Here is a 24,663-nt window from a genome sequence, read left to right as displayed (position 1 = left end):
GTGGACCTTACATTTGGTTAGGAGCGGAAACGCCGATCAGCGCCAGGCCATTGCGCAGCACCTGGCGGGTGGCGACCATCAGTGCCACGCGGGCCAGCTTGGTGGCCTCGTCTTCCACCAGCACTTTTTCGGCGAAGTAGAAGGAATGCAGGGCGGCAGCCAGGTCGCGCAGGTAGAAGGCCACCTGGTGCGGGCCCAGTTCGGCCTGGGCGCGGGCCAGTACTTCAGGATACTGGGCCAGGGTGGCCAGCAAGGTTGCTTCGGTCGGTGCAGTCAGCGGCGACAGGTCGACGTTGGCAACGGAGGCTTCGTCGCCGCCCCAGTTTGCCAGCATGCGGCAGATACGTGCGTGGGCGTACTGCACGTAGTAGACCGGGTTTTCGTCCGAAGTTTTCAGCGCGACGTCGACGTCGAACACGAATTCCGTGTCGGCTTTGCGCGAGATCAGGAAGAAGCGCACGGCATCGCGGCCTTTGGTGATGTCGCCGCCGCCGGACCATTCGATCAGGTCGCGCACGGTCACGTAGGAACCGGCGCGCTTGGAGATCTTCACCTCCGCGCCATCCTTCATCACGGTGACCATCTTGTGCAGCACGTAGTCGGGGAAGCCTTGCGGGATGCCCAGGCCGACGGCTTGCAAGCCGGCGCGCACGCGGGCGATGGTGCCGTGGTGGTCGGAACCTTGGATGTTGATGGCCTGGGTAAAGCCGCGCTGGAATTTGACGATGTGGTAGGCGACGTCCGGCACGAAGTAGGTGTAGCCGCCGTCGGTCTTGCGCATGACGCGGTCCTTGTCGTCGCCGTAGTCGGTGGTGCGCAGCCACAGCGCGCCGCCGTCTTCGTAGGTGTGGCCGTTGGCGACCAGCGCTTCCACCGCCTTTTCCACTTTGCCGTCGGAGTACAGCGAGGATTCCAGGTAGTAGTTGTCGAACTTCACGCCAAACGCTTGCAGGTCGATGTCCTGCTCGTTGCGCAGGTAGGTCACTGCGAAGGCGCGGATGTTTTCGATGTCTTCCACGTTGCCGGTAGCGGTGACCGGCTGGCCGTCGGAAGCCGATACGGTCTTTTTGGCCAGGAAGTCGGCGGCGATGTCGGCGATGTAGTCGCCGTTGTAGGCCGATTCAGGCCATTCGGCGTCGCCCGGCTTGAAGCCCTTGGCGCGGCACTGGACCGAATTGGCCAGGGTCTGGATCTGCACGCCGGCGTCGTTGTAATAGAACTCGCGGGTGACCTTGGCGCCTTGCGCTTCGAACAGCGAGGACAGGGCGTCGCCCAGTGCTGCCTGGCGGCCGTGGCCCACGTGCAGCGGGCCGGTCGGGTTGGCGGACACGAATTCGATGATCACGTTCTTGCCGGCCAGCGATTCGCTCTGGCCGAAGGTGGCCCCCTGCTGCAGCACGCTCTTGACCACGGACTGCTTTGCAGCGTCGGTCACGCGCAAGTTGATGAAGCCCGGGCCGGCGATGTCGGCGGCGGCGACCAGCTGCTTGCCGGCCGGGTTGTCCAGCAGGGCGGTGACGATCTTCTGCGCCAGTTCGCGCGGGTTCATTTTCAGCTGTTTGGCCAGCTGCATGGCGATATTGCAGGCGACGTCGCCGTGCGAAGCATCGCGCGGGCGCTCCAGCACCACGTTGGCTTTAACGTCGGAACCTTCCAGGATCGGCGCGAGGGCGGCCTGGAACAGGGAAATGATCTCTTGCTTTTGTTGGGCGAGCATGTGAATAGCTGGGAACGTCTGAAAGTGGAACATTATACTTGTTTGCCAGAGCGGGTAAATCGGGGCAAAAACAAAGGCTTAGGGGTCTATCCCGGGTACAATCTTGGTTTTCACAGATTTACCGCGAACAGGTGGCCTCCCGGGCCGCCCCGCCGGCGGCGGGCGCGATGACAGGATTGCAATGATTAAGAAAGAGCGCCCAACTTTATCCCTCAAACCCAAGGCTAAACCGGCGAAACCGGCGGCCAAGGCGCCTCGTGCGCAGGGCGAGGGTGCTCAGCGCTCGGCAGGCCCGCGTCCAGCCGGTCCCCGCCCTGGCGGCGAGGGCACGCAGCGCGGCGTTGGCGCCCGCTCGGACCGCGAAAACCGCGGTGAAGGCCGCAGCGAGGGGCGCAGCGAACTCGAACAGCGCGCCTTCGCCCCGCGTCCTGACCGGGGAAATCGTGGCGAAGGCCGTAGCGATGCAGGCCAGCGTGGCTTTGGCAAGCGCGAAGGCGCCGATTTCCGCAATGACTCACGTTCGGACAGTGGACAGCGCGGCTTCGGACGCTCGGCGGGCGGCCAGGAGGCCGGTTCTGGCTCGCCTTGGGCAGCCCGCAAACCAGCAGCCCGCGGGGCGGAGGCGCCTGCGGCGCCACGCGCGCCAAGCAAGCCAGCCATCCGCGAAAGTCACCACCGCGACCTGAAACCGCGCGTACAGACCGAATTCCAGTCCGAATTGAAGCAGGACTCGCTCGCTTTTGCATTGCTGGGCGCCGCGACGGCCGCTGTCCAGGTACAGCAGGGCACGGCCCTGCCTCAGGCGCTGGCCTCTGTGTTTGCCGCCAATGACGCAACACCGCAAGCGCGCGGCGCGATCCAGGACATCGCCTACCGCAGCATGCGCCAGCTGGCACTGAGCGAAGTCCTGATCGGCCTGATGGCGCCCAAAGCACCGGATCCGATGGTCCAGGCCCTGCTGTCCGCAGCCTTGCCGCTGATGTACCCGGCCGACGCCAGCCCGGCCCCTTACGAAGCGTTCACCGTGGTCGACCAGGCCGTCACGGCCGCCGGCGCCCACCCGGACACCGCGCGCGCCAAAAACATGGTCAATGCGCTGCTGCGCCGCTTCCTGCGCGAGAAAGAAGAACTGCTGGACAAAGCCATGCAGCAGCCGGAAGCCAGATACAACTACCCGCAATGGTGGATCGACGCCGTCATCACCGCCTACCCGAAAGACTGGGAAAAGCTGCTGGCCGCCGGTAACGAGGCCCCGCCATTGACCCTGCGCGTGAACAGCCGCCGCACCAGCGTAGCCGCCTACCTGGCCCGTTTGGCCGAGCAAGGCATGGACGCCGCCCAGATCGGTCCTTACGCAGTGCGCCTGGCCAAGCCGGTGCCGGTCAGCCAGATTCCGGGCTTCGCGGAGGGCGACGTTTCGGTGCAGGACGCCGGCGCCCAGCTGGCGGCGCCGCTGCTGGACGTCCAGCCGGGCATGCGCGTGCTGGACGCCTGCGCCGCCCCCGGCGGCAAAACCTGCCACATCCTCGAACTGGCTGATGTCAATTTGACAGCACTGGATGCAGATCCGAAGCGCCTGCAGCGCGTGCAGGAAAACCTCGACCGCCTGCAACTGCAGGCAAACCTGCAGCCGGCCGAAGCCCAGACCGACGCATGGTGGGACGGCCAGCAGTTCGACCGCATCCTGGCCGACGTGCCCTGTACCGCCTCCGGCATCGTGCGCCGCCACCCGGACATCCGCTGGCTGCGCCGCAAGAGCGACACCCGTCAACTTGCAACACTTTCGTCGCAAATTCTCGACAACCTTTGGCGAATGCTCGCCCCGAATGGTAAATTGCTGTTCGTGACATGTTCGTTGTGGCCGCAGGAGTCCGAGGCGCAGGCGGCCGCTTTCGCGGTGCGCAACCGCGCCACCCGCCTCGATGCACCCGGCCAATTGCTGCCATTAGGCGGCGCCGAGCAGGATCACGATGGTTTGTTCTACGCATTGTTCCGGAAAGATGCGTAACCCTTTGAAGAGCACCAGGCAAGTGATCCAAAGATTTTTTCGACTCCTTTGCTGGCAGTTGCTGTTGACGCTTGCGTGTGCGTTGCCGCACGCCGCCCACGCCTCCGATGACGGGGTGGAGATCACGCGCGCCTATATCGAGGCGGCGGAAGAGGGCTATCGCCTGTCCTCCGCCTATTCCTTCGAGTTGAGCCACGACCTGGAAGTGGCCGTGCAATCGGGCGTGTCGCTGCACTTCACGACCGAAATCAGCTTTACCCGCCCGCGCTGGTACTGGTTCGACGAAAAAGCCGTCACCGCCAAGCGTACCCACAAGCTGTGGTACGACGTGCTGATACGCCAGTACTACGTCAAAGTCATCGGTTCGGTAGCCCAACCCTTCCAGACGCTGGACGAAGCCCTGTTTTTCATCCGCCGGCCAACCCGCTGGGTCGTGGCGCCGCGCGGCGCCCTGAAGGTAGGCGAAACTTATAATGTGACCTTGAAGATGGGCATGGACAAGGATTTCCTGCCCAAGCCAATCCAGGTCAATGCCTTCAACAACAGCGAGTGGCGACTCTCGTCCAAACAGAAAACCTTCCAGTACAGGGCTGAGTAAGTGAAATCGGCCCTTCGGTATCTGTTTGTCGTCGCGGGAGCGACCTGCAGCATTTTGCTGTTCCTGCTCGCGTCGGCTTCCGACAATTCCGGCTTCTTCGACCGCTATTACGGCTGGCTGCTCGGCCTGAATGCAGCCGTTGCGGTATCGCTGGTGGTGCTGGTCGGCGTTTCGCTGTTCCGGCTTTATTCGCGCTACAAGAGCGGCAAGTTCGGCTCCAAGCTGATGACACGGCTGGTGGTGCTGTTTGCCGCCATCGGCGTGCTGCCTGGCCTGGTCATCTTCCTGGTGTCGGTGCAGTTTGTGTCGCACTCCATCGACTCCTGGTTCAACGTGCGGATCGAGGAGGCGCTGGATGCAGGCCTTGACCTGGGACGCTCGGCGCTGGACGAATCGCTGGCCGAACTGGAAGCCCAGGCGCGCGGCACCGTGCGCCAGCTGGCGGAAGACCCGTTCTACTCCGCACCTGCCACGCTGGCGCGCTTCGTGCGCCGCCACCCCGGCACCCAGAGCGCCATCATCGTCGATGCCGACGGCGGCCTGATTGTTTCGGCCATGGGCGAGCGCCGCGTCAACCTGTCGGCCGACTTGCCCAGCGCCGTCATGCTGGCCAAAGCCAAGGATGACCCGGCTTACGCGGCCTACGAGGGCGGCGGGGAACTGCGCGACGACCGCGTCGGCGCGCCGCAGCCGGCGCCGCTGGACGCCAACAGCGTGCTGCGCCTGCGCGTGCTGATGGCCATCCCCGACCCGGTGCAGCCGTCCGGCGCCCACCTGGCGCCGCGCTACCTGCAGATCATCCAGGCCGTGCCGCAAAAGCTGGCCAGCAACGGCGAAATGCTGCGTACCGCCTTCTCCGAATACAAGGAGCGCTCGGTCGCCCGGCAGGGCCTGCGCAAGATGTACACCGAGACGCTGACCCTGACCCTGCTGCTGGCAGTCTTCGGCGCCATCGCGGCGGCCTTCCTGATCGCGAACGACCTGGCGCAGCCGCTGCTGCTGCTGGCCGAAGGTACCCGCGCCGTGGCCGAAGGCGACCTGTCGCCGCGTCCTATCGTCGCCAGCTCGGACGAACTTGGCACCCTGACCCAGTCTTTCAACACCATGACGCGCCAGCTGTCCGAAGCACGCAGCGCCGTTGAACGAAACCGTATCGCCCTGCAAAACGCCAAGGCCCACCTGGAATCGGTGCTGGCCAATATGTCGGCGGGCGTGATGGTGCTCGATTCCGAATTCCGCCTGGTCACCTGCAACGACTCGGTTGAACGCATCCTGCAGCACGCCGGCGTGACCCTGATCGGCCAGCCGCTGGCCGAAGTGGAAGGCATGCAGGAATTTGCCGCCGCCATCATCAACGCCTTCTCGGCGCAGAGCGCGCAGACCGCGGCCGGACGCAACGTGGCTCGCCTGCACTGGCAGCGCCAGATCGAGATCCCGCGCCAGCCAGGCAGCCCTGAGGACAATGAACAGATCCTGCTGACGCGCGGCTCGCGCCTGCCGCTGGAAACGGGCACCGGCTACATCGTCGTGTTCGACGATATCACCGATGTGATCTCCGCCCAGCGCTCGATCGCCTGGGGCGAAGTGGCGCGCCGCCTGGCCCACGAAATCAAGAACCCGCTGACGCCTATCCAGCTGTCGGCCGAACGCCTGCAAATGAAGCTTGAATCCAAGCTCTCAGGCCCCGATGTGGAATTGCTCAACAAAGCCTCCACCACCATCGTCAACCAGGTCTCCGCCATGAAACGCATGGTCGACGACTTCCGCGATTACGCCCGCACCCCGCCTGCCGTGCTGCAGCCGCTGGACCTGAACTCCCTGGTGGAGGAGATCCTGCACCTGTATGTGAGCGGCGAGGGCAACGACATCATCCACGCCAACCTGGCGCCCGTGCTGCCCATGATCATGGGCGACGAAACCCAATTGCGCCAGGTAATCCACAACCTGCTGCAAAATGCGCAGGACGCGCTGCAAGAGCATCCTCCATTGGATGCCGAGCCGCGCATCGACGTGGTCACTGAGGGCATCATCTACCAGAGCGCAGACGGCGGCACACGTATTGCAGTGCGCCTCTCAATCTCGGACAATGGCCCCGGCTTCATGCCGAAGATCCTGGCCAATGCCTTCGAACCGTACGTGACGTCGAAGGCCAAAGGCACAGGATTGGGGCTGGCAATGGTGAAGAAGATTATCGAGGAACACGGGGGCAGGATCGATATCCAGAACCGTGACGATAGAAGTGGTGCGTCGGTGCTGATTTTGCTGTTAAAGTTGGCGTCGGTGTAGTTGGCATAATATTGTTGGACTAATAAAATCATTGTCGCTCAGACAGGTATAGAATGCCTGCGTAGAAGGCGACAAAATGAAGGGAAGGGGCAAGGGATACATGGCAAACATTCTCGTAGTTGATGATGAAATGGGCATCCGGGAGTTGCTCTCGGAAATCCTGGGTGATGAAGGCCACGCGGTCACGCTGGCGGAGAACGCCCAGCAGGCACGTACCGCGCGTGCCGCCGGGGCGCCCGACCTGGTCCTGCTCGACATCTGGATGCCCGACACGGACGGCGTTACGCTGCTCAAGGAATGGCAGCGCGACGGCTTGCTGACCATGCCGGTGATCATGATGTCCGGCCACGCAACCATCGATACCGCGGTGGAGGCGACGCGCATCGGCGCCATGAATTTCCTGGAAAAGCCGATTGCGATGCAAAAGCTGCTGAAGGCCGTGCAGGCTGGCCTGAGCCGCGCGCAGGAAGCCGTGCGAGCGCCGGTGATGGCATCGCGACCGGTCATGCCGGCGCCGGTGGAAGAAACCAGCTTTGGCCAATCGCAGGCAGTGCAGCAGCCGGTGACCCATAACCTGGGCATGGCGCGCGCCGTCAACGGCGACAACCCGATCTTCAACCTGTCGTTCGACCTGCCGCTGCGTGAAGCACGCGACGCGTTCGAGCGCATGTACTTCGAACACCACCTGGGCCGCGAAGGCGGCAGCATGACCCGCGTGGCCGAGAAGACCGGACTGGAACGCACCCACCTGTACCGCAAGCTGAAGCAGCTGGGCGTGGAGCCGGGCAAGCTGTCGAAAAAGAACCAGGCTTGACACCGACAACCCTGGTCATCGGCCCGACGGCCGCAGCGCGCGAGAGCGCGATTGCGGCCGTTTTGTCGCCTGGCGTAGCAACGGCCATCATCCTCGAAGGTCTTGCCGACGCGAATTCCAGTTTGGTATATGATGAAAGTGACCCGCCGGCATGGCAGCCGCAGGTTCATCGCATCGCCCCCGGCTGCCTATGCTGCGCCGGTAATCTTGTCTTGCGTGTTACATTGAATCGTCTCTTGCGCCGTCCCCCGGCGCAGCTCTTTATCAGCCTGGCTGATGCCACCCACGTGGAAAGCCTGCGCGCCATGCTTGAAACGGCACCTTATGACGCCCTGCTGCGCCTGGAGCCGGTACTGAACGCTTGAAAATGGCTAGGACAGCCCCATCTCGGTTTGGAAACGGAACTGTGAAGGAAGCCATATGAACCTCATTTATAACAGCGAGCAATACAGCGTTGTCGAATTCGGCGCGGACCGTAGCCTGGAGGCGTTGCGCTTTGGCGGTTACGAAATCGTGGACAAGGGCGGCAAACGCGAAATCTTCATTGCCGGGGTCATGGCGCAGAACTTCCGCCGCGACGTTAACGAATTGATTGCCAGCGAGCCCACCATCGAGGAAATCGACGATTTCCTGGGCAATTACGAAGTACTGATGAGTCAGCCGGTGCTGCTGCACTAAGTTCCAAGCATCCTTCCGTGGGGCATTTCTTGCCTCGCAATGGGCAGCCACGTCAGCGCTGCCCGTTTTTCCTTCATACCCACTCGCTTGATTTCCTCCGCCGTAGATTGCCGAAAGGGAATTTAGCTGGCATATTGACGTTTTGATAAAGAGTCGAGGGATGTATGCTGTGCGACCACCACTCGATGGACTCACCGATTGCTGATCTGGGAAGCTGCAGCTAATGCCGATCGCCAAAGAAGATGGTTTTTTTCAAACCCACGATTTGGCACATACAACGTGCCTGGGAATTGAGTCAGAACGCATCGCTGCATGCGTCGAGAGAATTCGAGAAACACGAACGCGCGGGGTTTTTGGTTCGCCTGGATTTGGCTTTCACTGCAAGAAGGTCGATTTCTTGCGAGAGATGCCGTGGGTTGAGGCGGTATGGTTCTGGGACATTTGCCTGGACGATATCGATGGTCTGTACTCGCTTGAGAACTTGCGGTATTTTGGCATGCACCCAAAACGCCCACCGATTGACTTTGGTCGTTTTCCAAGGCTCAAAAAGGCAGTGATCGAACCAAAAGCGAAAGATCGTGGCCTCGATGAACTCAGTGAACTTGAACTGCTCCATCTCTGGCACTTCCGTCCTGCCGACAAAACATTTTCGGCTTTAAATCTTCCGGTGTCACTGGTCGAGTTCCAGATCAATTGGGCCAGCCCCGAAAGCCTGGAATCACTTCCACCATTGCCGCATCTGCGGCGACTTGAGATTCACCGGTGCCGCAACTTAACGGATCTGGGCAAGCTAAACGAAAAATTTCCCCATCTGGAGCATTTGGTCGTTTCCTCGTCTGGCCGAGTCACTGCGGCCGAAGGGATGCGAGCAATTCAAGGTCTCGATAAACTCTCACACGCATTTGTTGCTAATACTAAGCTGGTATAACAATGTCTGGCTCTAGTACGCTTCGATGATCCGGGTGAACTGCGATACATCTAAATTTATGACTACTTCAGGTCGACTTACGCCGATTGCCATTCTGCTTTTTGCTGCAATCAATGCTCAGGCCAAAGCGACAGATTTCTCGGGGTCCTGGACAATTGATTTGCGCAAACCCGAAGAAAAGGCACGGAAAGCAGAATGCGGTTCGGCGGGATTCGAGTTAAGGCAGAACGGCAACCGAGTGACAGGATCCCATTACATGGCGACGGTCGACTGCGGCCAAGTCAATGAAGGTGGCGCTGGAACGGTACAGGGATCTGTATCCGGCAATCAGGCGGTGCTGCTTGTTACCAGCAATCGGAATGGCGCAGTCGTCAAAGGTGTTGCAACTTTAAAGAACGGCACTCTCTACTGGGAAGCCGAAGAAGAGGTCAAAGTCGGAGATCCACCGGGCGACGATCTCATTCTTTCCCAAGGTATGCTCAAGCGTTAATGCATATTTCCTACATCACCCGAGGATCAAATGCCGGCGATCGGTTTTAGTCATTACAACCTGCGCGCCTCTCGTGCGCTGCTCGACGAGCTTCGTGAATTCTATTGCGATGTAGTTGGCCTTGAACTCGGAGCGCGGCCGCCATTTCGCAGTTTTGGTTACTGGCTTTACGCTAGTGGGCATCCTATTTTGCACTTGTCCGAAGCGGGACCTGGAGAGACCCGTCCGGTCCCTCCGCTAGGAACGTTCGATCATGCGGCTTTCCGCTGCACGGGCCGTGCGCAGTTTGAAGAAGAACTCAGTCGCCGCGGCATCCAATACAGGGTTGCGACCGTTCCTGCTACACAGCAAGTTCAGATCTTTCTCACGGACCCCGCAGGCAATGGCGTTGAACTTAACTTTGGAGCGGACTCGTGAGGGTTAATATCGGATATGGGCCTCGCTGGCATTGGTGGAACCTCTGTGCGAAAAGGCTCGACACAATAAGCAGTACCTCAACGCTACCCTTTAGAAAGCTCGATTTATGAGGCGAAATATATTCAGGCTGCTGATCGTTTGCTTGACCTTATGTTCAAGCCTGGCCTCGGCGGAAAAACTTTCGCCGGGAATTCCCGTTGACCTTCACATCCCGGTTGCGCCCACTCCGGTCAAGGCGAATGGCAAGATCCGCCTGCTCTACGAACTGCACATCACCAACCTGCGCGCAAAGAGCCTTCAGCTGTCGCGCATCATCGTGGCCAAAGGCGCCACGGAGAGGTCGTTCCTGGCGAGCTATGAGGCGCCGGCGCTGACGGAGCGGCTGGGGCGTCCCGGCGCGCCAGCGGACTTGGGCGATAAACGGGTGATTGGCGGTGGCATGCAGGCGGTGGCTTTTCTTGAACTTGATTTCGAGCGGCCAACGGATGTTCCGCGTGTCCTGATGCATCGCCTGTTCTTCAAGGCGGATGAGAAAGGTGAAGACGTTTATGTTGACGGGGCGGAGGTGACGGTCCGCCAGGTTGCTCCGGTGACGATCAGTCCACCGTTGCGTGGACTGGGTTGGGTCGCGTTGAGCGGCATGTCCAATGACTCCGTGCATCGCAGAACCATTGTGGCAGTCGATGGCAAAGCGCGGATCGCGCAGCGCTTTGCTGCGGACTGGACGAAGATAGGTAAAGAGGGATTGGCGTTCAGCGGGGACCCGGCGAAGAACGCGAACTGGGCGGCATACGGCGCCGAAGTTCTCGCAGTTGCCAATGCCGTCGTGGTCGACGTGAAAGATGGGATTCCAGACAATGATCCAACCGCCGACAAGAAGGCAGTCCCGATCAACCTTGAAACGGTCGGCGGCAATTATGTGATTCTTGATCTGGGCGGGGGCAATTTTGCGTTTTACGCGCATTTGCAGCCGAACACGATCCGCGTCAAAGTCGGCGACCACGTGAAGCGTGGCCAAACCCTGGCATTGCTTGGCAACTCAGGCAATTCAGATGCGCCGCATTTGCACTTCCACGTCAGCGACAGCAATTCGCCTCTGGGCGCGGAAGGCCTGCCGTACGTTTTCGATGCGTTTGAGTCGAAAGGTGAGCTGCCGTCCAAAAGACTTCTCGCAGAAGGCGGGTGGAAGGCCTGGATATTGACCAAGGCCGAAAAGCGGCTGCTTGAAATGCCAACCGAAAATACGATTGCGGGGTTCCCATGAAACGTACCTGGGCCATCGTCGGCGTGGCCGATGTCGCGCGCAGTTTCAGCTGGTACCAGACCCTGTTTGGCCAGCCTCTCACCGGGCCGGCCCACGAATATTTCGGGCAGATCGTGGATGACGATGGGACGGTCCTCCTTTGCCTCCATCAATGGGGTTCACATGACCATCCAACCCTGACGAGTCCTGCGCAAGCGCAGCCTGGCAACGGGCTCCTGCTGTTCTTTCGCGTGGACGACTTCGACGCTTCGCTGGCCAGGGCGCGCAGCCTGGTCGGCGCATTGGCGGAAGAACCTGCATTGAACCCTGGCACCGGCACGATGGAGTTCGCGCTTCGCGATCCGGACGGCTATTACGTCATGGTGAGTGCATGGACAAAGCACTGATCTACCCAATGGCAGCGCACGTTGCGCTGACAGGATTACTTTATGTGATGCTGACAGCCGCTCGCGCGCCTTCGGTCTGGGGCATTGGCCGCCACGCTGACGGCTCGAATCCCTGGGCAGACTTCGAGCCGCGAATCAGCGCCAACCTTTCGAATCAGTTCGAGTGGCCCCTGTTTTTTTACGCCGCCTGCCTGCTGATGTTGATTCAGCAAGGTGTCGATACCCCACCGTTGGTGCTGGCCTGGGTTTTCGTCGGCGGGCGCGTGGTGCATAGCTGGGTTCAAATCTGCACCACGAATATCCGGCTGCGCGGCCTCGTCTTCACCATCAATTTCCTCGCCGTTTTCGGGCTGTGGCTTTGTTTGCTGATCCGGTCGTAAGAGGCCACGCAACCTGTTAAAGTTGAGGGATGTGCCAACTTCTCGCAATGAACTGCAATGTCCCGACCGACATTGTCTTCAGTTTCACCGGCTTCGCCCTGCGCGGCGGGCAGACCGATACTCACCATGACGGCTGGGGCATCGCCTTTTTCGAAGGCGCCGGCGTGCGCCATTTCGTCGACCACCAGGCCGCGATCCATTCGCCGATCGCGGAGCTGATCAAGAACTATCCGATCAAATCAAAGAACGTGATCGCCCATATTCGCAAGGCCACGCAGGGCGAGGTCATGCTGGAGAACTGCCATCCCTTCGTGCGTGAGCTGTGGGGCCGTTACTGGGTATTCGCCCATAACGGCGACCTGAAGGAATTCGAGCCGGTGCTGCATGGCCCGTACCGTCCGGTCGGCACCACGGACAGCGAGCGCGCTTTCTGCCTGATCCTGCAGGAGTTGAGCGAGCGCTTTGGCGATACCTGCCCACCGTTGCCCATGCTGCGTGCCCAGGTGGAAAAGACAGTGCGCAGCATCGCAGCCCACGGCACCTTCAACATGATGCTGTCGGACGGCCGCGCGCTGTTCGCGCATTGCTCGACCCATTTGCATTACATCGTGCGCCAGTATCCGTTCGACACTGCCAAGCTGTCGGACGAGGACGTGAGCGTGGACTTTTCCCAGGTCACCACGCCAAACGACCGTGTGGCAGTGATCGTCACCCAGCCATTGACTACCAATGAGCAATGGACTGCCTTTGTTCCGGGCGAGATGAAATGCTTTGTGGACGGCCTGCCGCAGAAAAGGGACTTCGAGCAAATTTAGAAGACACGGGCAAGTTTTGATGCCAAAATGGCAGGACACCTCAGGAATCTCCCTATGATCGACCTTTCCAGCAACGATGCGGCCTCCCAGAGCCTGAAAGTTCGCGAATTCTATCTGGGCCGGCAGCCGATCTTGGACCGCAACCAGGCCCTGTTCGGTTACGAGTTGCTTTTTCGCAACGCTCCGGTTGGGCCAGCAAACATCAATACTTCCCAGCTTTCGGCTACGGCAGCCGTGCTTGCGCACGCTGCGCAGCTGGGCATGGAGCGTACGATTGGCGACGCTATCGGCTTCGTCAACGTTGATGCGGATGCCATCCTGAGTGACATCTTCGGCTTCCTGCCGAGGGAGAAACTGGTGCTCGAAGTTAGCGCTGCCAATAGCCTGGCGCCGGCTGTGCTGTCGCGCATGTCGGAGCTGGTGAGCCACGGTTTCCGCTTCTCGCTGGACGACATCAATCCCGATTCGCCGCAGTTGCCGGCGCTGATGCCGATGGTGGAATACGTGAAGCTGTCGATGCGCGATATCTCGCTCGACGGCATGGTCAAGCTGGCGCCGCGCTTCAAGCAGGACGGCAAGAAGCTCATGGCCTGCAAGGTCGAGAACCGCGACGAATTCAAGAACTGCCTGGACCTGGGCTGCGATTACTTCCAGGGCTATTACTTCGCCAAGCCGGTCATCATGAGCGGCAAAAAGCTGTCGCCGTCGCAGTTGGCGGTGATGGAGCTGATGACGCTCGTTACGTCGGACGCCGACAATATCGAGATCGAGCGCGCCATCAAGAAGGACGTGTCTCTGGCACTGAACCTGCTGCGCCTTGTGAACACCCCGGCTGTCGGTGCACGCCAGCGCATCGATTCGCTGAGCCAGGCGGTGCATATCCTGGGCCGCCGCCAGTTGCAGCGCTGGCTGCAGATCATGCTTTACGCGGAACCGGGCAAGCGCGGTCATTCGATGACGCCTTTGCTGATGCTGGCCACCACGCGCGGCCGTTTGCTTGAACTGCTGGCCACCAAATTGCGTCCAGCGCACCGCCATGTAGCCGATATCGCTTTCACCGTCGGCATCATGTCGCTGATGGATACCCTGTTCGGCATCCCGATGATGGAAATCCTGGCCCAGATCCCGATGGGCGACGAAGTGTCGGAAGCGCTGGTGTTCCGAGGCGGCTTCTTCGGCGACCTGCTTAAGCTGGCCGAATGCATCGAGCGCCTGGAAGACATGGACACCCGTATCCTGCCCGCGCTGGCCGATCTCGCGATTTCTACCGAGGAGCTGGTGGAGCTGGAAATGTCGGCATTCGAATGGAGTGACAACGTGGTGCGTTACGCCCTATAGAGGCATGCGCATCGGCAGCGGCGCCGCCTTGGCGCCGTTTTTTTTTGCGGAGGAGGAGCAGTGCTAAGCGTAAGTGGACTGAGCAAATCTTATGGTGAGCGGCGCGCGGTCGACGGCGTTTCGTTCCAGGTGCAGCGCGGGCAGACGGTTGGCCTGCTGGGGCCAAACGGCGCCGGCAAATCCACCACCGTCAGCATGATTTGCGGCTTGATCAAGGCCGATGGCGGAACCGTTACGCTGGACGGCGAACCGGTAGGGCAGGGCGCCAGTGCCGCCAAGCAGAAACTGGGGCTGGTGCCGCAGGACCTGGCTTTGTACGAAGAGCTGCCGGCCATCGAAAACCTCAAACTGTTCGGCGCGCTGTATGGCTTGAAGGGCGCGACGCTGAAAAAGCGCGCTGAAGAAGTGCTGGCGCTGGTGGGCCTCTCGGACCGCGCCAAGGATAAGCCATCCACCTTCTCGGGCGGCATGAAGCGCCGCCTGAACATCGCAGCAGCGCTGCTGCATGACCCGCAGCTGCTGATCCTCGACGAACCGACTGTCGGCGTCGACCCGCAAAGCCGCAACGCGATCTTCGATACGCTGGAGGCGTTGAAGGCGCAGGGCCGCTCGCTGATCTACACCAGCCATTACATGGAAGAAGTGGAGCGCCTGGCGGACCACATCGTCATCATCGACCACGGCAAGGTGCTGGCGGACGCGGAGCCGGCGGAGCTGTATCGCCGCTTGCCGGCGCAAGCCGCGCTGCAGGTGGAGCTGGCGGACACCGCGCGCATGCCTGCGGAAACGGTGGTCGCCGCGCTGGCCGGCTTGCCTGGTGTAGCGGCCGTACGCCACGAAGGCGCGCAGATCGACATCAGCCTGCATGCGACCATTCATGCCGCGCCGGTACTGCGCTGGCTGGATGAGCAAGGCCACGCGCTGGCCCATTTCTCGACTGCCCGCACCAAGCTGGAAGACATCTTCCTTTCCCTGACCGGCCGCACCCTGCGAGATTAAGGACTCCCGATGACAGCAATGATTGCGATGATCCGCAAGGATCTGATCCTCTACCTGAACGACAAGCGCGCGCTGATGCTTAACCTGCTGATGCCGATCGTACTGGCGGCCTTCTTCGGCTCCCTGTTCGGCGGCGCCGGCGGCGGCAATAACAGCAAGATCGAGATCGGCCTGGTGCAGCAGGATACGAGCGTCATCGGCCGCAAGATCGGCGATGCGTTGAAGGGCGACTCTTCGCTGACCGTCCATGAACTGAGCGAGCAGGAAGCAAAGGACAAGGTCCGCGCGGGCAAGCTGATGGTGGCCGTGGTGATCCCGGCCGGCTTTGGCGATGCTTCCGGCCAGTCCCTGTTCCAGCCCGGCAGCAAGCCGGCCTTGCCGCTGTATTACGATCCTTCTCAATCGACCGTGCTCGCAATGGTGAAGGGTTTGCTGACGCAGCATGTGATGCAGGGCGTGACGGGTGAGGTCATGGGCGGCGCATCTGGCAGCAAATTCACCGAGGCGAACCTGAAACAGCTGGAACAGGTGCCGGACAGCGAGGACAAGCAGGCGCTGCTTACCTTGCTGGGCGGATTGAAGAAATACCAGGATCATGAAGCGAGCAAGGTTGACAGCCAGCGCACGGTGGCGACGGGAGGAGGCAACCTGAGCGTGCCGTTCACGACGAAGGACGAGGCGCTCAGCTCGGGCCCGAAGTACAACGCTTACGCGCACGCGTTTGCGGGCATGGGCGTGCAGTTCATCCTGTTCATGGGGATTGACCTGGGTATCGGCATCCTGCTGGCGCGCCGCATGGGGATCTGGAACCGCTTGCTGGCGGCGCCGATCACCATGTCGCAGGTGCTGGTGTCGCGCGCGTTGTCAGGTGCGATGATCGCGGCAGGGCTGATGGTGGCGATTTTCGCTTGTGCGATGCTGATCTTTAAGGTGGAGGTCACCAATGCGGCTGGCTTTGCGCTGGTGGTGATTGGATTTGCGCTGATGACGGCTTCGTTCGGTCTGCTGATTGCGGCGTTTGGAAAGACGCCGGAGGCAGCGCGCGGACTGGCGGTGTTTGCGACCTTGATCCTGGTGATGCTGGGCGGGGCTTGGGTGCCGACGTTTGTGTTCCCGGCGTGGATGCAGCAGTTGACGTTGATCGTGCCGACGCGCTGGGCGGTGGACGGGCTGGATGCCATGACCTGGCGTGGCTTAGGGATGGATGTGGCGTTGCAGACTACGGCGGTGCAGCTGGCGTTTGCGGCGTTGTTTGGGGCGCTGGCGATTTGGCGCTTCCGCGCTCAAAACCGGTAAATCAGGGTCAGACCCAAGGGTCTGACCCGCCTGATCAACGGCCTACGACTTCGGAACATATGGGGCTGAACCTTGGGTCAGACCCTGGTTTTCCGGTTCAGAGGTTCGGCGCCAGCCAGCGCTCCAACTGGTCCTTGGCCACGCCACGACGTGCAGCCATATCGACAAGCTGGTCCTCGTTGATCTTCCCAACGGTGAAGTACTTCGACTCCGGGTGCGCAAAATAGAACCCGCTCACCGCCGCACCCGGGAACATCGCAAACGATTCCGTCAGCTCCATCCCGATTTCATTCGCATTCAGCACCTTGAACACATCCGCCTTCACGGTATGCTCAGGGCATGCCGGATATCCCGGCGCCGGACGAATGCCGCGATACTCTTCCTTGATCAGCTGCTCATTCGACAGCGATTCCTCGGAAGCATAGCCCCACAGATCCTTACGCACACGCTCGTGCAGGTATTCCGCAAACGCTTCCGCCAGACGATCCGCCAGCGCCTTCAGCATGATCGACGAATAATCATCATGCGCATCTTCAAAGCGCTTCTCATACTTCTCGATGCCGAGTCCCGCCGTCACCGCAAACATGCCGATGTAGTCCTGCTTGCCCGAATCCTTAGGCGCAATAAAGTCCGACAGACACTGGTTCGGGCGCTGTACGCCATCGATCACCGGCTTCAAGCCCTGCTGGCGCAGGCCGTAGTAAGTAAACGCCACTTCGGAGCGCGATTCATCTGTGTACACCTCGATATCGTCCTCATTGACGGTATTCGCAGGCAGCAACGCGATGACGCCATTGGCGGTCAGCCAACGGCCTTCGATGATCTTCTTCAGCAGCGCCTTGCCTTCCTCGAATACCTTGGACGCCGCCTCGCCCACCACCGAATCGGTCAGGATGGCAGGGAAGGGGCCGGCCAGGTCCCAGGTCTGGAAGAACGGGCCCCAGTCGATGTACTCGGCGATGGCCGCCAGGTCGACGTTCTTGAACACGCGGCGGCCAACGAATTTCGGACGCACTGGCGCGAACGACAGCTTCGCCTTATTGGCGCGCGCCGCTTCCAGCGATACGGTCGGCAGCGCCTTCTTGTTGGCGTGCTGCTCGCGGATACGGGCGTAGTCGTGGTCCAGTTCTTCCACGAACTTGCTGCGCTGTTCGTCGGTCAGCAGCGATTGCGCGACCGACACCGAGCGCGAAGCATCCGGTACGTACACCACCGGGCCTTCGTAGTTGTGGGCGATCTTCACCGCAGTGTGGGCACGGCTGGTGGTCGCACCCCCGATCAGCAGCGGGATCTTCAGCATGCGGAAGTGCTCGTCGCGCTGCATCTCTTTCGCCACGTGCGCCATTTCTTCCAGCGAAGGGGTGATCAGGCCGGACAGGCCGATGATGTCCGCATTCTCCGCCTTGGCTTTTGCCAGGATCTCGGAGGCCGGCACCATCACGCCCATGTTCACAACTTCAAAGTTATTACACTGCAGGACCACCGACACGATGTTCTTGCCGATGTCGTGCACGTCGCCCTTCACGGTCGCGATGACGATCTTGCCCTTCGGTTTAGCCACGATACCGGTGCGCGCTTCTTCCGCCTTCTTCTCTTCCTCAATATATGGAATCAGGTGGGCCACGGCCTGCTTCATCACGCGCGCCGATTTCACCACCTGCGGCAGGAACATCTTGCCCTGGCCGAAGAGGTCGCCGACGATATTCATGCCGTCCATCAGCGGGCCTTCGATCACATTGATCGGACGGCCGCCGGAGGCGAACACCTGCTGGCGCATTTCTTCCGTGTCTTCAGTGATGAACTGGGTGATGCCGTGCACCAGCGCGTGCGCCAGGCGCTTCTCGACCGGCGCGTTGCGCCATTCGAGGTTGGCGGCTTCCTGCTTGGCGCCGCCTTTCAGCGTCGCCGCGAATTCGATCATGCGCTCGGTGGCGTCTTCGCGGCGGTTCAGCACCACGTCTTCCACGCGTTCGCGCAGCTCGGCCGGCAGGTCGTCGTAAACACCTATCATGCCGGCGTTGACGATACCCATGGTCATGCCGGCCTTGATGGCGTGGTACAGGAATACGGTGTGGATCGCTTCACGCGCCGGGTCGTTGCCGCGGAAGGAGAAGGACACGTTCGATACGCCGCCGGAAATCTTCGCGTGCGGCAGGTTGTTCTTGATCCAGCGCGTGGCTTCAATGAAGTCCACCGCGTAGTTGTTGTGTTCTTCGATGCCGGTAGCCACCGCGAAGATGTTCGGGTCGAAGATGATGTCTTCCGGAGGGAAGCCGACTTTCTCGGTCAGCACCTTGTAGGCACGGGCGCAGATCTCGATCTTGCGCGCATAGGTGTCGGCCTGGCCGGTTTCGTCGAAGGCCATCACGATCACCGCGGCGCCGTAGCGGCGGCACAGTTTTGCCTGGCGGATGAATTCCTCTTCGCCTTCCTTCAGCGAGATCGAGTTCACCACGGCCTTGCCCTGAACGCACTTCAGGCCAGCTTCGATAACCGACCACTTGGAAGAGTCGATCATGATCGGCACGCGCGAAATATCGGGCTCGGAAGCGATCAGGTTCAGGAAGCGGGTCATGGCGGCCTGGGAGTCCAGCATCGCCTCGTCCATGTTGATGTCGATGATCTGGGCGCCGTTTTCCACCTGCTGGCGGGCCACGGACAGTGCTTCGTCGTACTGCTCGTTGAGGATCATGCGCGCGAAGGCCTTGGAGCCGGTCACGTTGGTGCGCTCGCCCACGTTGACGAACAGCGAGTCGTCATCGATGGTGAACGGTTCCAGGCCGGACAGGCGCTGCGCCACCGGCACGTGCGGCAGTGCGCGCGGCGTGGCGGTCGACAGCAGCTTGGCGACAGCGGCGATGTGATCAGGCGTGGTGCCGCAGCAGCCGCCGGCCACGTTGATGAACCCCGCGTCGGCGAACTCGCGCAGCAGGCGCGAAGTATCTTCCGGCAGTTCGTCGAAGCCAGTGTCGCTCATTGGGTTGGGCAGGCCGGCGTTCGGGTAGATACAGACGAAGGCATCGGCGATCTGCGACAGCTCTTCGGCATAAGGGCGCATCAGGGTCGCACCGAGCGCGCAGTTCAGGCCAATGGTCAGCGGCTTGGCGTGGCGCACCGAGTTCCAGAAGGCCGGCACCGTCTGGCCGGACAGGATACGGCCGGAGGCGTCGGTCACGGTGCCGGAAATCATCAGCGGCAGGCGCTCGATGCCAGGGCGCTCGTCGAAGTACTGGTCGATCGCAAACAGTGCAGCCTTGCAGTTCAGGGTATCGAAGATGGTTTCCACCAGCAGCACGTCGACGCCGCCATCCACCAGGCCGCGTACCTGCTCGTAGTAGGCCGCAACCAGCTGGTCGAAAGTGACGTTGCGGGCGGCCGGGTCGTTCACGTCAGGCGAAATGGACGCGGTCTTCGGGGTCGGGCCGAGCGCGCCGCAGACGAAGCGCGGCTTGTCGGCGGTCGAATATTTGGCGGTGGCGGCTTTCGCCAGCTTGGCCGCTTCCACGTTCATTTCGTAGGCCAGGTGGGCCATGAAATAGTCGTCCTGCGCGATGGAGGTGGCGCCGAAGGTATTGGTTTCGATCAGGTCCGCGCCGGCAGCCAGGTAGCGCTCATGGATCTCCTGGATCACCTGGGGCTGGGTCAGCGTCAGCAGCTCGTTATTGCCTTTGACGAAAAGCTCGCGGTGTCCGCTGCCTTCCGGCGCGGCGAAATCGGCGAAGCGCTCGCCGCGATATGCTTTCTCATCCAGTTTGTACTGCTGGATGATGGTGCCCATCGCACCGTCCAGGAACATGATGCGCTTCGCGAGGAGCTCGCGCAGCTGGGCTTCGGTCTTGGCGGTTGGACGGGTCGTGTTGGTCATTTTGATATCGCGGGTTGGGCAACGTGGACCTGAAATTATACGGCAAAGCAGCATTTTCCCCCGGCCGCCGCCCCCTGCCGCCGATACAAATTCGGCATTTGCTTATGCGAAAATTCTGCGCACTTGGGAAAAGAGGAGCAAAAAAAGGGGACGTAACACATTTATCGCTTGCGAATAAGTGTTACGTCCCCTTTTTCCGCTTGCGTGATTTGTGCTGGATTTGCACAAATCATGTGTTGTCAGACGGCTACCAATCGGCCGGCTGGCTGCCTAAGATGGCTCCATCAACCAACCACTTTGAAGGAGCTTCAAATGCCCATCCTGAACATCACCGTCAGCGGCACCCCGGAACAAGTGCCTGCCAAAAAAGTCAGCAACATCCTGATGAAACACACCGGCGAAATCCTGCATAAGGCGCCTGCCTTGACCGCGATTGCCGTGCACTACACGCCGCGCGAGCAATGGTTTGTCGGCGGCGAGACGCTGGTGGAGCTCGGTAAGGCGAGCTTCTTCCTCGACATCAAGGTGAGCGACGAGACCAATACCGCTAACGAAAAATCAGCCTACATCGCGGCCGTCTACAAGGATTTGCAGGACCTTCTCGGTGAACTGCATGAGGTGAGCTACATCCACATCGACGACGCGCGCCCGGCAGCCTGGGGCTGGGGCGGACTTACGCAGCAATTCCGCGCGGTTCAGAAGATGTTGATGTAAACGCTGGCGGCGTAGTCGACAAAGGCGCGTACCTTGGGCGACAGGTGGCGGTTCTGCGGGTAAAGCGCATACAGCTCGCGGGGCTTGGGCGTGTAGCCTGGCAGGACTTCCACCAGCGTGCCGCGCTCCAGTTCTTCGCGCACGATGAAGGCGGCGGCGTTGGCGATGCCCAGGCCCGCCACCGCTGCCGCGCGCAGGGCGACGTTGGTGTTGGCCTGCAGCGTGCCGCGCACGGCGATGGTGTGTTCTTCGCCGTCCGGACCGGCCAGCGTCCATTCGTTGGCACGCGTGGCGGCCGTGTACACCAGGCAGTTGTGCCGGGCCAGGTCGGCCGGCGCGGCAGGTGCGCCGTTTGCGCGCAGGTAGCCTGGACTGGCGGCCAGCAGCACCTTGCTGGTGGCCAGGCGGCGGGCAACCAGCGTGGAATCGGGCAGCTCGCGCGCCAGGCGCAAGGCCACGTCGAAACCATCCTCGATCAGATCCACCATGCGGTCATTGCAGACCAGGTCCACTTGCAGGCCAGGGTATTTCGCCATGAAGCCCGGCAGCCATTGCGCTACCTCGATCGTGCCGAAGGCCATGGGCGCGTTGATGCGCAGGATGCCGGTGGGGTCGGCCTGGTGGCGGCCGACGTTGCGGTCGGCATCGTCCAGCAGGTCGAGCACCTGGCGCGTGGATGCAACGTAATCGCGGCCGGCGTCAGTCAGGGCGAAGCGGCGTGTGGTGCGGTTGAGGAGCTGGGCGCCGAGATGCTCTTCAAGCTGGCGCACCTGGCGTGAGACGATGGTGTGGGAGATGCCGAGGGCGTCGGCGGCAGCCGTAAAGCTGCCCAGTTCAACAACGCGGCGGAGCGCGCGCAGCGCCGCGAGTTGGTCCATTTATTCGAAACGCTGCCCGTCGAGCGGGAAGCCTTTGATGAATTCAGCGGCCGGCAGGCGCTTGCCGCCGGGCTTTTGCAGCTGCGTCAGGCGCAGGGCGCCTTCGCCACAGGCGACCACGATGCCGTGATGCGCATCGGCTGCGATCACCTGGCCGGGAGCGGCATTGCTGCCGCCATCCAGCACTTCTGCGCCCCACAGCTTGATCACCGTGCCATTGACTTCGCCATGTGCGCCCGGGAAGGGGTTGAAGGCGCGGATCTTGCGGCTGATGTCGCGCGCGGACTGGGCGAAGTCCAGCACCGCTTCTTCCTTCAGGATCTTGTTGGCGTAGGTGACGCCTTGTTCCGGCTGCGGCACCGCCTCCACGACGCCTTTTTCCATCTTGCGCAGCACCTTGACCATCATTTCGGCGCCCATGGCGGCCAATTTGTCGTGCAGGGTGGCGGTCGTGTCCTGCGGCGTGATCGGGGTGCGCTCGATCAGCAGCATCGGGCCGGTGTCCAGGCCTTCTTCCATTTCCATGATGGTGACGCCGGTTTCGGCATCGCCCGATTCGATCGCGCGGTGGATCGGCGCGGCGCCGCGCCAGCGCGGCAGCAGCGAGCCGTGGATGTTCAGGCAAGGTTTGATGTCGAGGGTGCTGCGCGGCAGGATCAAACCGTACGCAGCGACGACCATCACATCGTAATCGGTGGCCAGGAGGCGCTCGTGGGCGGCCTTGGCTTCCGCCGCGCGCTGCGGGTCTTTCGCGTCCATGCGCAGCGACAGCGGCTGCAGCACCTCAATGCCGTGCTTGACGGCGTATTGCTTGACCGCTGACGGCTGCAGCTGCATGCCGCGGCCGGCCGGGCGGTCGGGCTGGGTCAGTACCAGGGGAATGTCGAAACCTGCTTCGTGCAAAGCCTGGAGGGCGACGGCCGCAAATTCAGGCGTGCCCGCGAAGATCACTTTCATGCTTCTTCCCCCGCTGCTATCAGTAACGGCGACCGGAGGCGCGCAGCGCTTCTTCGCGCTGGATGCCACGTTCTTCTTTTTGCAGTTTGGTCTTGATACGATTGCGTTTCAAGGGAGACAGGTATTCGACGAATACTTTGCCTTTCAGGTGGTCCATTTCATGCTGGATACAGACTGCCAGCAGACCGTCGGCGTCGATTTCGAACGGCTCACCCTTGACGTTAAAGGCGCGCACCTTGACCTGGGACGGGCGTTCCACGCCGTCATAAATGCCGGGCACGGACAGGCAGCCCTCGTCATACACCTGTTTGTCTTCGCTCGACCACAGGATTTCCGGGTTGATGAAGGCAGTAAGACCGGTTTTGTCTTCAGTTACGTCGATGATCACGACTTGCTCATGCACGTCCACCTGGGTGGCGGCCAGGCCGATGCCAGGAGCGTCGTACATGGTTTCCGCCATGTCTTCCACCAGTTTGGCCAGGCGCTCGTCAAATACTGCGACAGGCTTGGCGACTTTGTGCAGGCGGGGGTCAGGATAGCGGAGAATATTCAGTTTCACGGTAAGATCTTGGTCAAACGACAATAAATGTGCGGTAAACGAGGCATATTACATGTGCACGATTGCTTCTGTGACACGAATTCCTTGCTTGATCGGGGTAATATGGGCAGAATTTGATTTCAGTGAGGCAAGCCTTTTTTGGCCTTCCGTCATTGCCGCACCTAACGGATATATCAATGAAAAATTTTAGCACATGCAGCAGCCGCCTTGTGGCCGCCGCCCTGTTTTGCGGTGTGACGGCCGTTTCGGCCCATGCCAAGACGATCGTCTGTGAATTTAAGCCCAACGCGCCTGATAGCCACACCGTGGTGAAAGGCGACACCCTGTGGGGTATTTCTGGCACCTTCCTCGACAAGCCATGGTGCTGGCCGCAGGTTTGGGGTATGAACAAAGAGGAAATCGCCAATCCTCACTGGATCTATCCGGGCCAGATCGTCTGGTTCGACCGCGAGGCTGGCCGCCTGCGCCTTGGCAACAAGGTGGGCGGCGATGGCACCGCCGGCGACATGAGCCTGTCGCCGCAGGTGCGCACCGAGGGCCTGGGCAAGGAAGCCGTGCAGTCGATCCCGTCCGGCGTGATCGAGCCTTTCCTGAGCCAGCCCCTGATCATCGAAGAAGATGAACTGAAAAACGCCCCGCGCATCATTGCGACCCGCGGCGCCCGCGTTTTCCTGGGCAAGGGCGACAAAGCTTATGTGCGGGGCGACCTGAAGGGCGGCGAGTCCTTCCAGGTCTTCCGCCCTGGCAAGCCGCTGCGCGATCCGATCACCAAGCAAGTGGTGGCGACGGAAGCCTTCTACCTCGGCACGCTGAAGCTGCAGGCTGCAGCGCAACCGGGCAGCGACGTGCATACCTTCACCGTTGCCGGCGCCAAGGAAGAAATGGGCAAGGGCGACTTGCTGATGGCAATGCCGCCAATGCCGATGCAAAACTACGTGCCTCACCCTCCGGAAGTGCAAGTCAATGCGCACGTGCTGGCAGTGTATGGCGGCGTGACCCACGCCGGCCAGAACCAGGTTGTGAGCATTAATCGCGGAAAGGTTGACGGACTCGATATCGGATCCGTGCTGCAGCTGTACCATCGAGGTGACACGGTTTCCGACCCGGGCGGCAATAAAGGCTTCCTCGGCATGGGAGACCCCAAGGTCAAGCTGCCGGATGAACAAGTGGGCAGCTTGTTTATCTTCCGTGTGTTCAAGCACGTTTCGTACGGCTTGATCATGCAGGTGACCGAACCAATCGTCGTAGGGGACGTCGCCAACAGCGCGGAGTAAAT

General features: G+C 61.1%; 23 protein-coding genes. 18 read left to right on the top strand and 5 right to left on the bottom strand.

What is annotated here, in order from left to right:
- Positions 1–7: 7 nt before the first annotated feature.
- On the bottom strand, positions 8–1,717 hold the full coding sequence (argS, locus tag GM658_RS16685) for an arginine--tRNA ligase (RefSeq protein WP_155455183.1): 1,710 nt from the start codon (positions 1,715–1,717) through the stop codon (positions 8–10).
- Positions 1,718–2,375: 658 nt separating this feature from the next.
- Here argS and rsmB point away from each other — a divergent pair.
- The 16 genes from rsmB to GM658_RS16605 all read left to right on the top strand — a co-directional run bounded on the left by rsmB (position 2,376) and on the right by GM658_RS16605 (position 16,414).
- Positions 2,376–3,725, top strand: coding sequence for a 16S rRNA (cytosine(967)-C(5))-methyltransferase RsmB (gene rsmB, locus GM658_RS16680; RefSeq protein ID WP_371865135.1), 1,350 nt, complete (start codon positions 2,376–2,378; stop codon positions 3,723–3,725).
- Positions 3,726–3,789: 64 nt separating this feature from the next.
- Positions 3,790–4,323 (top strand): DUF4390 domain-containing protein, encoded by a 534-nt coding sequence (locus GM658_RS16675; RefSeq protein ID WP_229416943.1) that lies wholly within the window; start codon positions 3,790–3,792, stop codon positions 4,321–4,323.
- Positions 4,324–6,609: a sensor histidine kinase gene (locus GM658_RS16670; RefSeq protein ID WP_170298847.1), complete on the top strand. Its 2,286-nt coding sequence runs from the start codon at positions 4,324–4,326 to the stop codon at positions 6,607–6,609.
- Between the two features lie 100 nt (positions 6,610–6,709).
- Positions 6,710–7,423, top strand: a complete 714-nt coding sequence (locus GM658_RS16665; protein ID WP_155455180.1) for a response regulator — start codon at positions 6,710–6,712, stop codon at positions 7,421–7,423.
- Positions 7,420–7,788 carry a GTPase gene (locus GM658_RS16660; protein ID WP_155455179.1) on the top strand — a complete coding sequence of 123 codons (369 nt, stop codon included), beginning with the start codon at positions 7,420–7,422 and terminating at the stop codon, positions 7,786–7,788. The genes GM658_RS16665 and GM658_RS16660 overlap by 4 nt, the downstream gene beginning before the upstream one ends.
- 55 nt (positions 7,789–7,843) lie before the next feature.
- Complete coding sequence (locus GM658_RS16655) at positions 7,844–8,101, top strand: BTH_I0359 family protein (protein ID WP_155455178.1); 258 nt, start codon at positions 7,844–7,846, stop codon at positions 8,099–8,101.
- 223 nt (positions 8,102–8,324) lie between these two features.
- The gene (locus tag GM658_RS16650) at positions 8,325–9,029 is read left to right on the top strand and encodes a hypothetical protein (protein ID WP_155455177.1); all 705 of its coding nucleotides are present in this window, start codon (positions 8,325–8,327) and stop codon (positions 9,027–9,029) included.
- Positions 9,030–9,054: 25 nt separating this feature from the next.
- Positions 9,055–9,519, top strand: a complete 465-nt coding sequence (locus tag GM658_RS16645) for a hypothetical protein (protein WP_155455176.1) — start codon at positions 9,055–9,057, stop codon at positions 9,517–9,519.
- Between the two features lie 30 nt (positions 9,520–9,549).
- Positions 9,550–9,936 carry a VOC family protein gene (locus tag GM658_RS16640; RefSeq protein WP_155455175.1) on the top strand — a complete coding sequence of 129 codons (387 nt, stop codon included), beginning with the start codon at positions 9,550–9,552 and terminating at the stop codon, positions 9,934–9,936.
- Positions 9,937–10,042: 106 nt separating this feature from the next.
- Positions 10,043–11,200, top strand: a complete 1,158-nt coding sequence (locus GM658_RS16635) for a M23 family metallopeptidase (protein WP_155455174.1) — start codon at positions 10,043–10,045, stop codon at positions 11,198–11,200.
- Entirely contained in the window at positions 11,197–11,586 is a 390-nt protein-coding gene (locus tag GM658_RS16630; protein ID WP_155455173.1) for a VOC family protein, read from the top strand. The genes GM658_RS16635 and GM658_RS16630 overlap by 4 nt, the downstream gene beginning before the upstream one ends.
- A complete protein-coding gene (locus GM658_RS16625; protein ID WP_155455172.1) occupies positions 11,571–11,966 on the top strand; it encodes an MAPEG family protein in 396 nt (131 codons plus the stop codon). The genes GM658_RS16630 and GM658_RS16625 overlap by 16 nt, the downstream gene beginning before the upstream one ends.
- Positions 11,967–11,995: 29 nt before the next feature.
- On the top strand, positions 11,996–12,781 hold the full coding sequence (locus GM658_RS16620) for a class II glutamine amidotransferase (protein ID WP_155455171.1): 786 nt from the start codon (positions 11,996–11,998) through the stop codon (positions 12,779–12,781).
- Between the two features lie 54 nt (positions 12,782–12,835).
- A complete protein-coding gene (locus GM658_RS16615; RefSeq protein WP_155455170.1) occupies positions 12,836–14,119 on the top strand; it encodes an EAL and HDOD domain-containing protein in 1,284 nt (427 codons plus the stop codon).
- Between the two features lie 60 nt (positions 14,120–14,179).
- Positions 14,180–15,118, top strand: coding sequence for an ABC transporter ATP-binding protein (locus GM658_RS16610; RefSeq protein ID WP_170298846.1), 939 nt, complete (start codon positions 14,180–14,182; stop codon positions 15,116–15,118).
- Positions 15,119–15,127: 9 nt separating this feature from the next.
- Positions 15,128–16,414 (top strand): ABC transporter permease, encoded by a 1,287-nt coding sequence (locus GM658_RS16605; protein WP_155455169.1) that lies wholly within the window; start codon positions 15,128–15,130, stop codon positions 16,412–16,414.
- A gap of 97 nt (positions 16,415–16,511) precedes the next feature.
- Here GM658_RS16605 and metH read toward each other — a convergent pair whose 3' ends face one another.
- Positions 16,512–20,279, bottom strand: a complete 3,768-nt coding sequence (gene metH, locus GM658_RS16600; RefSeq protein WP_155455168.1) for a methionine synthase — start codon at positions 20,277–20,279, stop codon at positions 16,512–16,514.
- 312 nt (positions 20,280–20,591) lie between these two features.
- Between metH and GM658_RS16595 the strand changes: the two genes are divergently transcribed.
- Positions 20,592–20,993: a tautomerase family protein gene (locus GM658_RS16595; RefSeq protein WP_155455167.1), complete on the top strand. Its 402-nt coding sequence runs from the start codon at positions 20,592–20,594 to the stop codon at positions 20,991–20,993.
- On the opposite strand, the gene GM658_RS16590 is transcribed toward GM658_RS16595, so the two are convergent.
- Genes GM658_RS16590 through def form a run of 3 tightly spaced genes read right to left on the bottom strand, consistent with a single transcriptional unit; the run spans position 20,975 to position 23,387 of the window.
- Positions 20,975–21,871 carry a LysR family transcriptional regulator gene (locus tag GM658_RS16590; protein ID WP_155455166.1) on the bottom strand — a complete coding sequence of 299 codons (897 nt, stop codon included), beginning with the start codon at positions 21,869–21,871 and terminating at the stop codon, positions 20,975–20,977. The genes GM658_RS16595 and GM658_RS16590 overlap by 19 nt on opposite strands.
- On the bottom strand, positions 21,872–22,828 hold the full coding sequence (gene fmt, locus GM658_RS16585; protein WP_155455165.1) for a methionyl-tRNA formyltransferase: 957 nt from the start codon (positions 22,826–22,828) through the stop codon (positions 21,872–21,874).
- A gap of 19 nt (positions 22,829–22,847) precedes the next feature.
- Positions 22,848–23,387, bottom strand: coding sequence for a peptide deformylase (gene def / locus GM658_RS16580; protein WP_170298845.1), 540 nt, complete (start codon positions 23,385–23,387; stop codon positions 22,848–22,850).
- Positions 23,388–23,563: 176 nt separating this feature from the next.
- Here def and GM658_RS16575 point away from each other — a divergent pair, with 176 nt between their 5' ends.
- The gene (locus GM658_RS16575; protein WP_155455163.1) at positions 23,564–24,661 is read left to right on the top strand and encodes a LysM peptidoglycan-binding domain-containing protein; all 1,098 of its coding nucleotides are present in this window, start codon (positions 23,564–23,566) and stop codon (positions 24,659–24,661) included.
- Positions 24,662–24,663: the final 2 nt, after the last annotated feature.

It is taken from the genome of Massilia eburnea, assembly GCF_009720745.1.
Classification (GTDB): Bacteria; Pseudomonadota; Gammaproteobacteria; order Burkholderiales; family Burkholderiaceae_D; genus Rugamonas; species Rugamonas eburnea.
The sequence above is the reverse complement of the archived record's forward strand: the minus strand, read 5'-3'. Positions and strand labels throughout refer to the sequence as shown.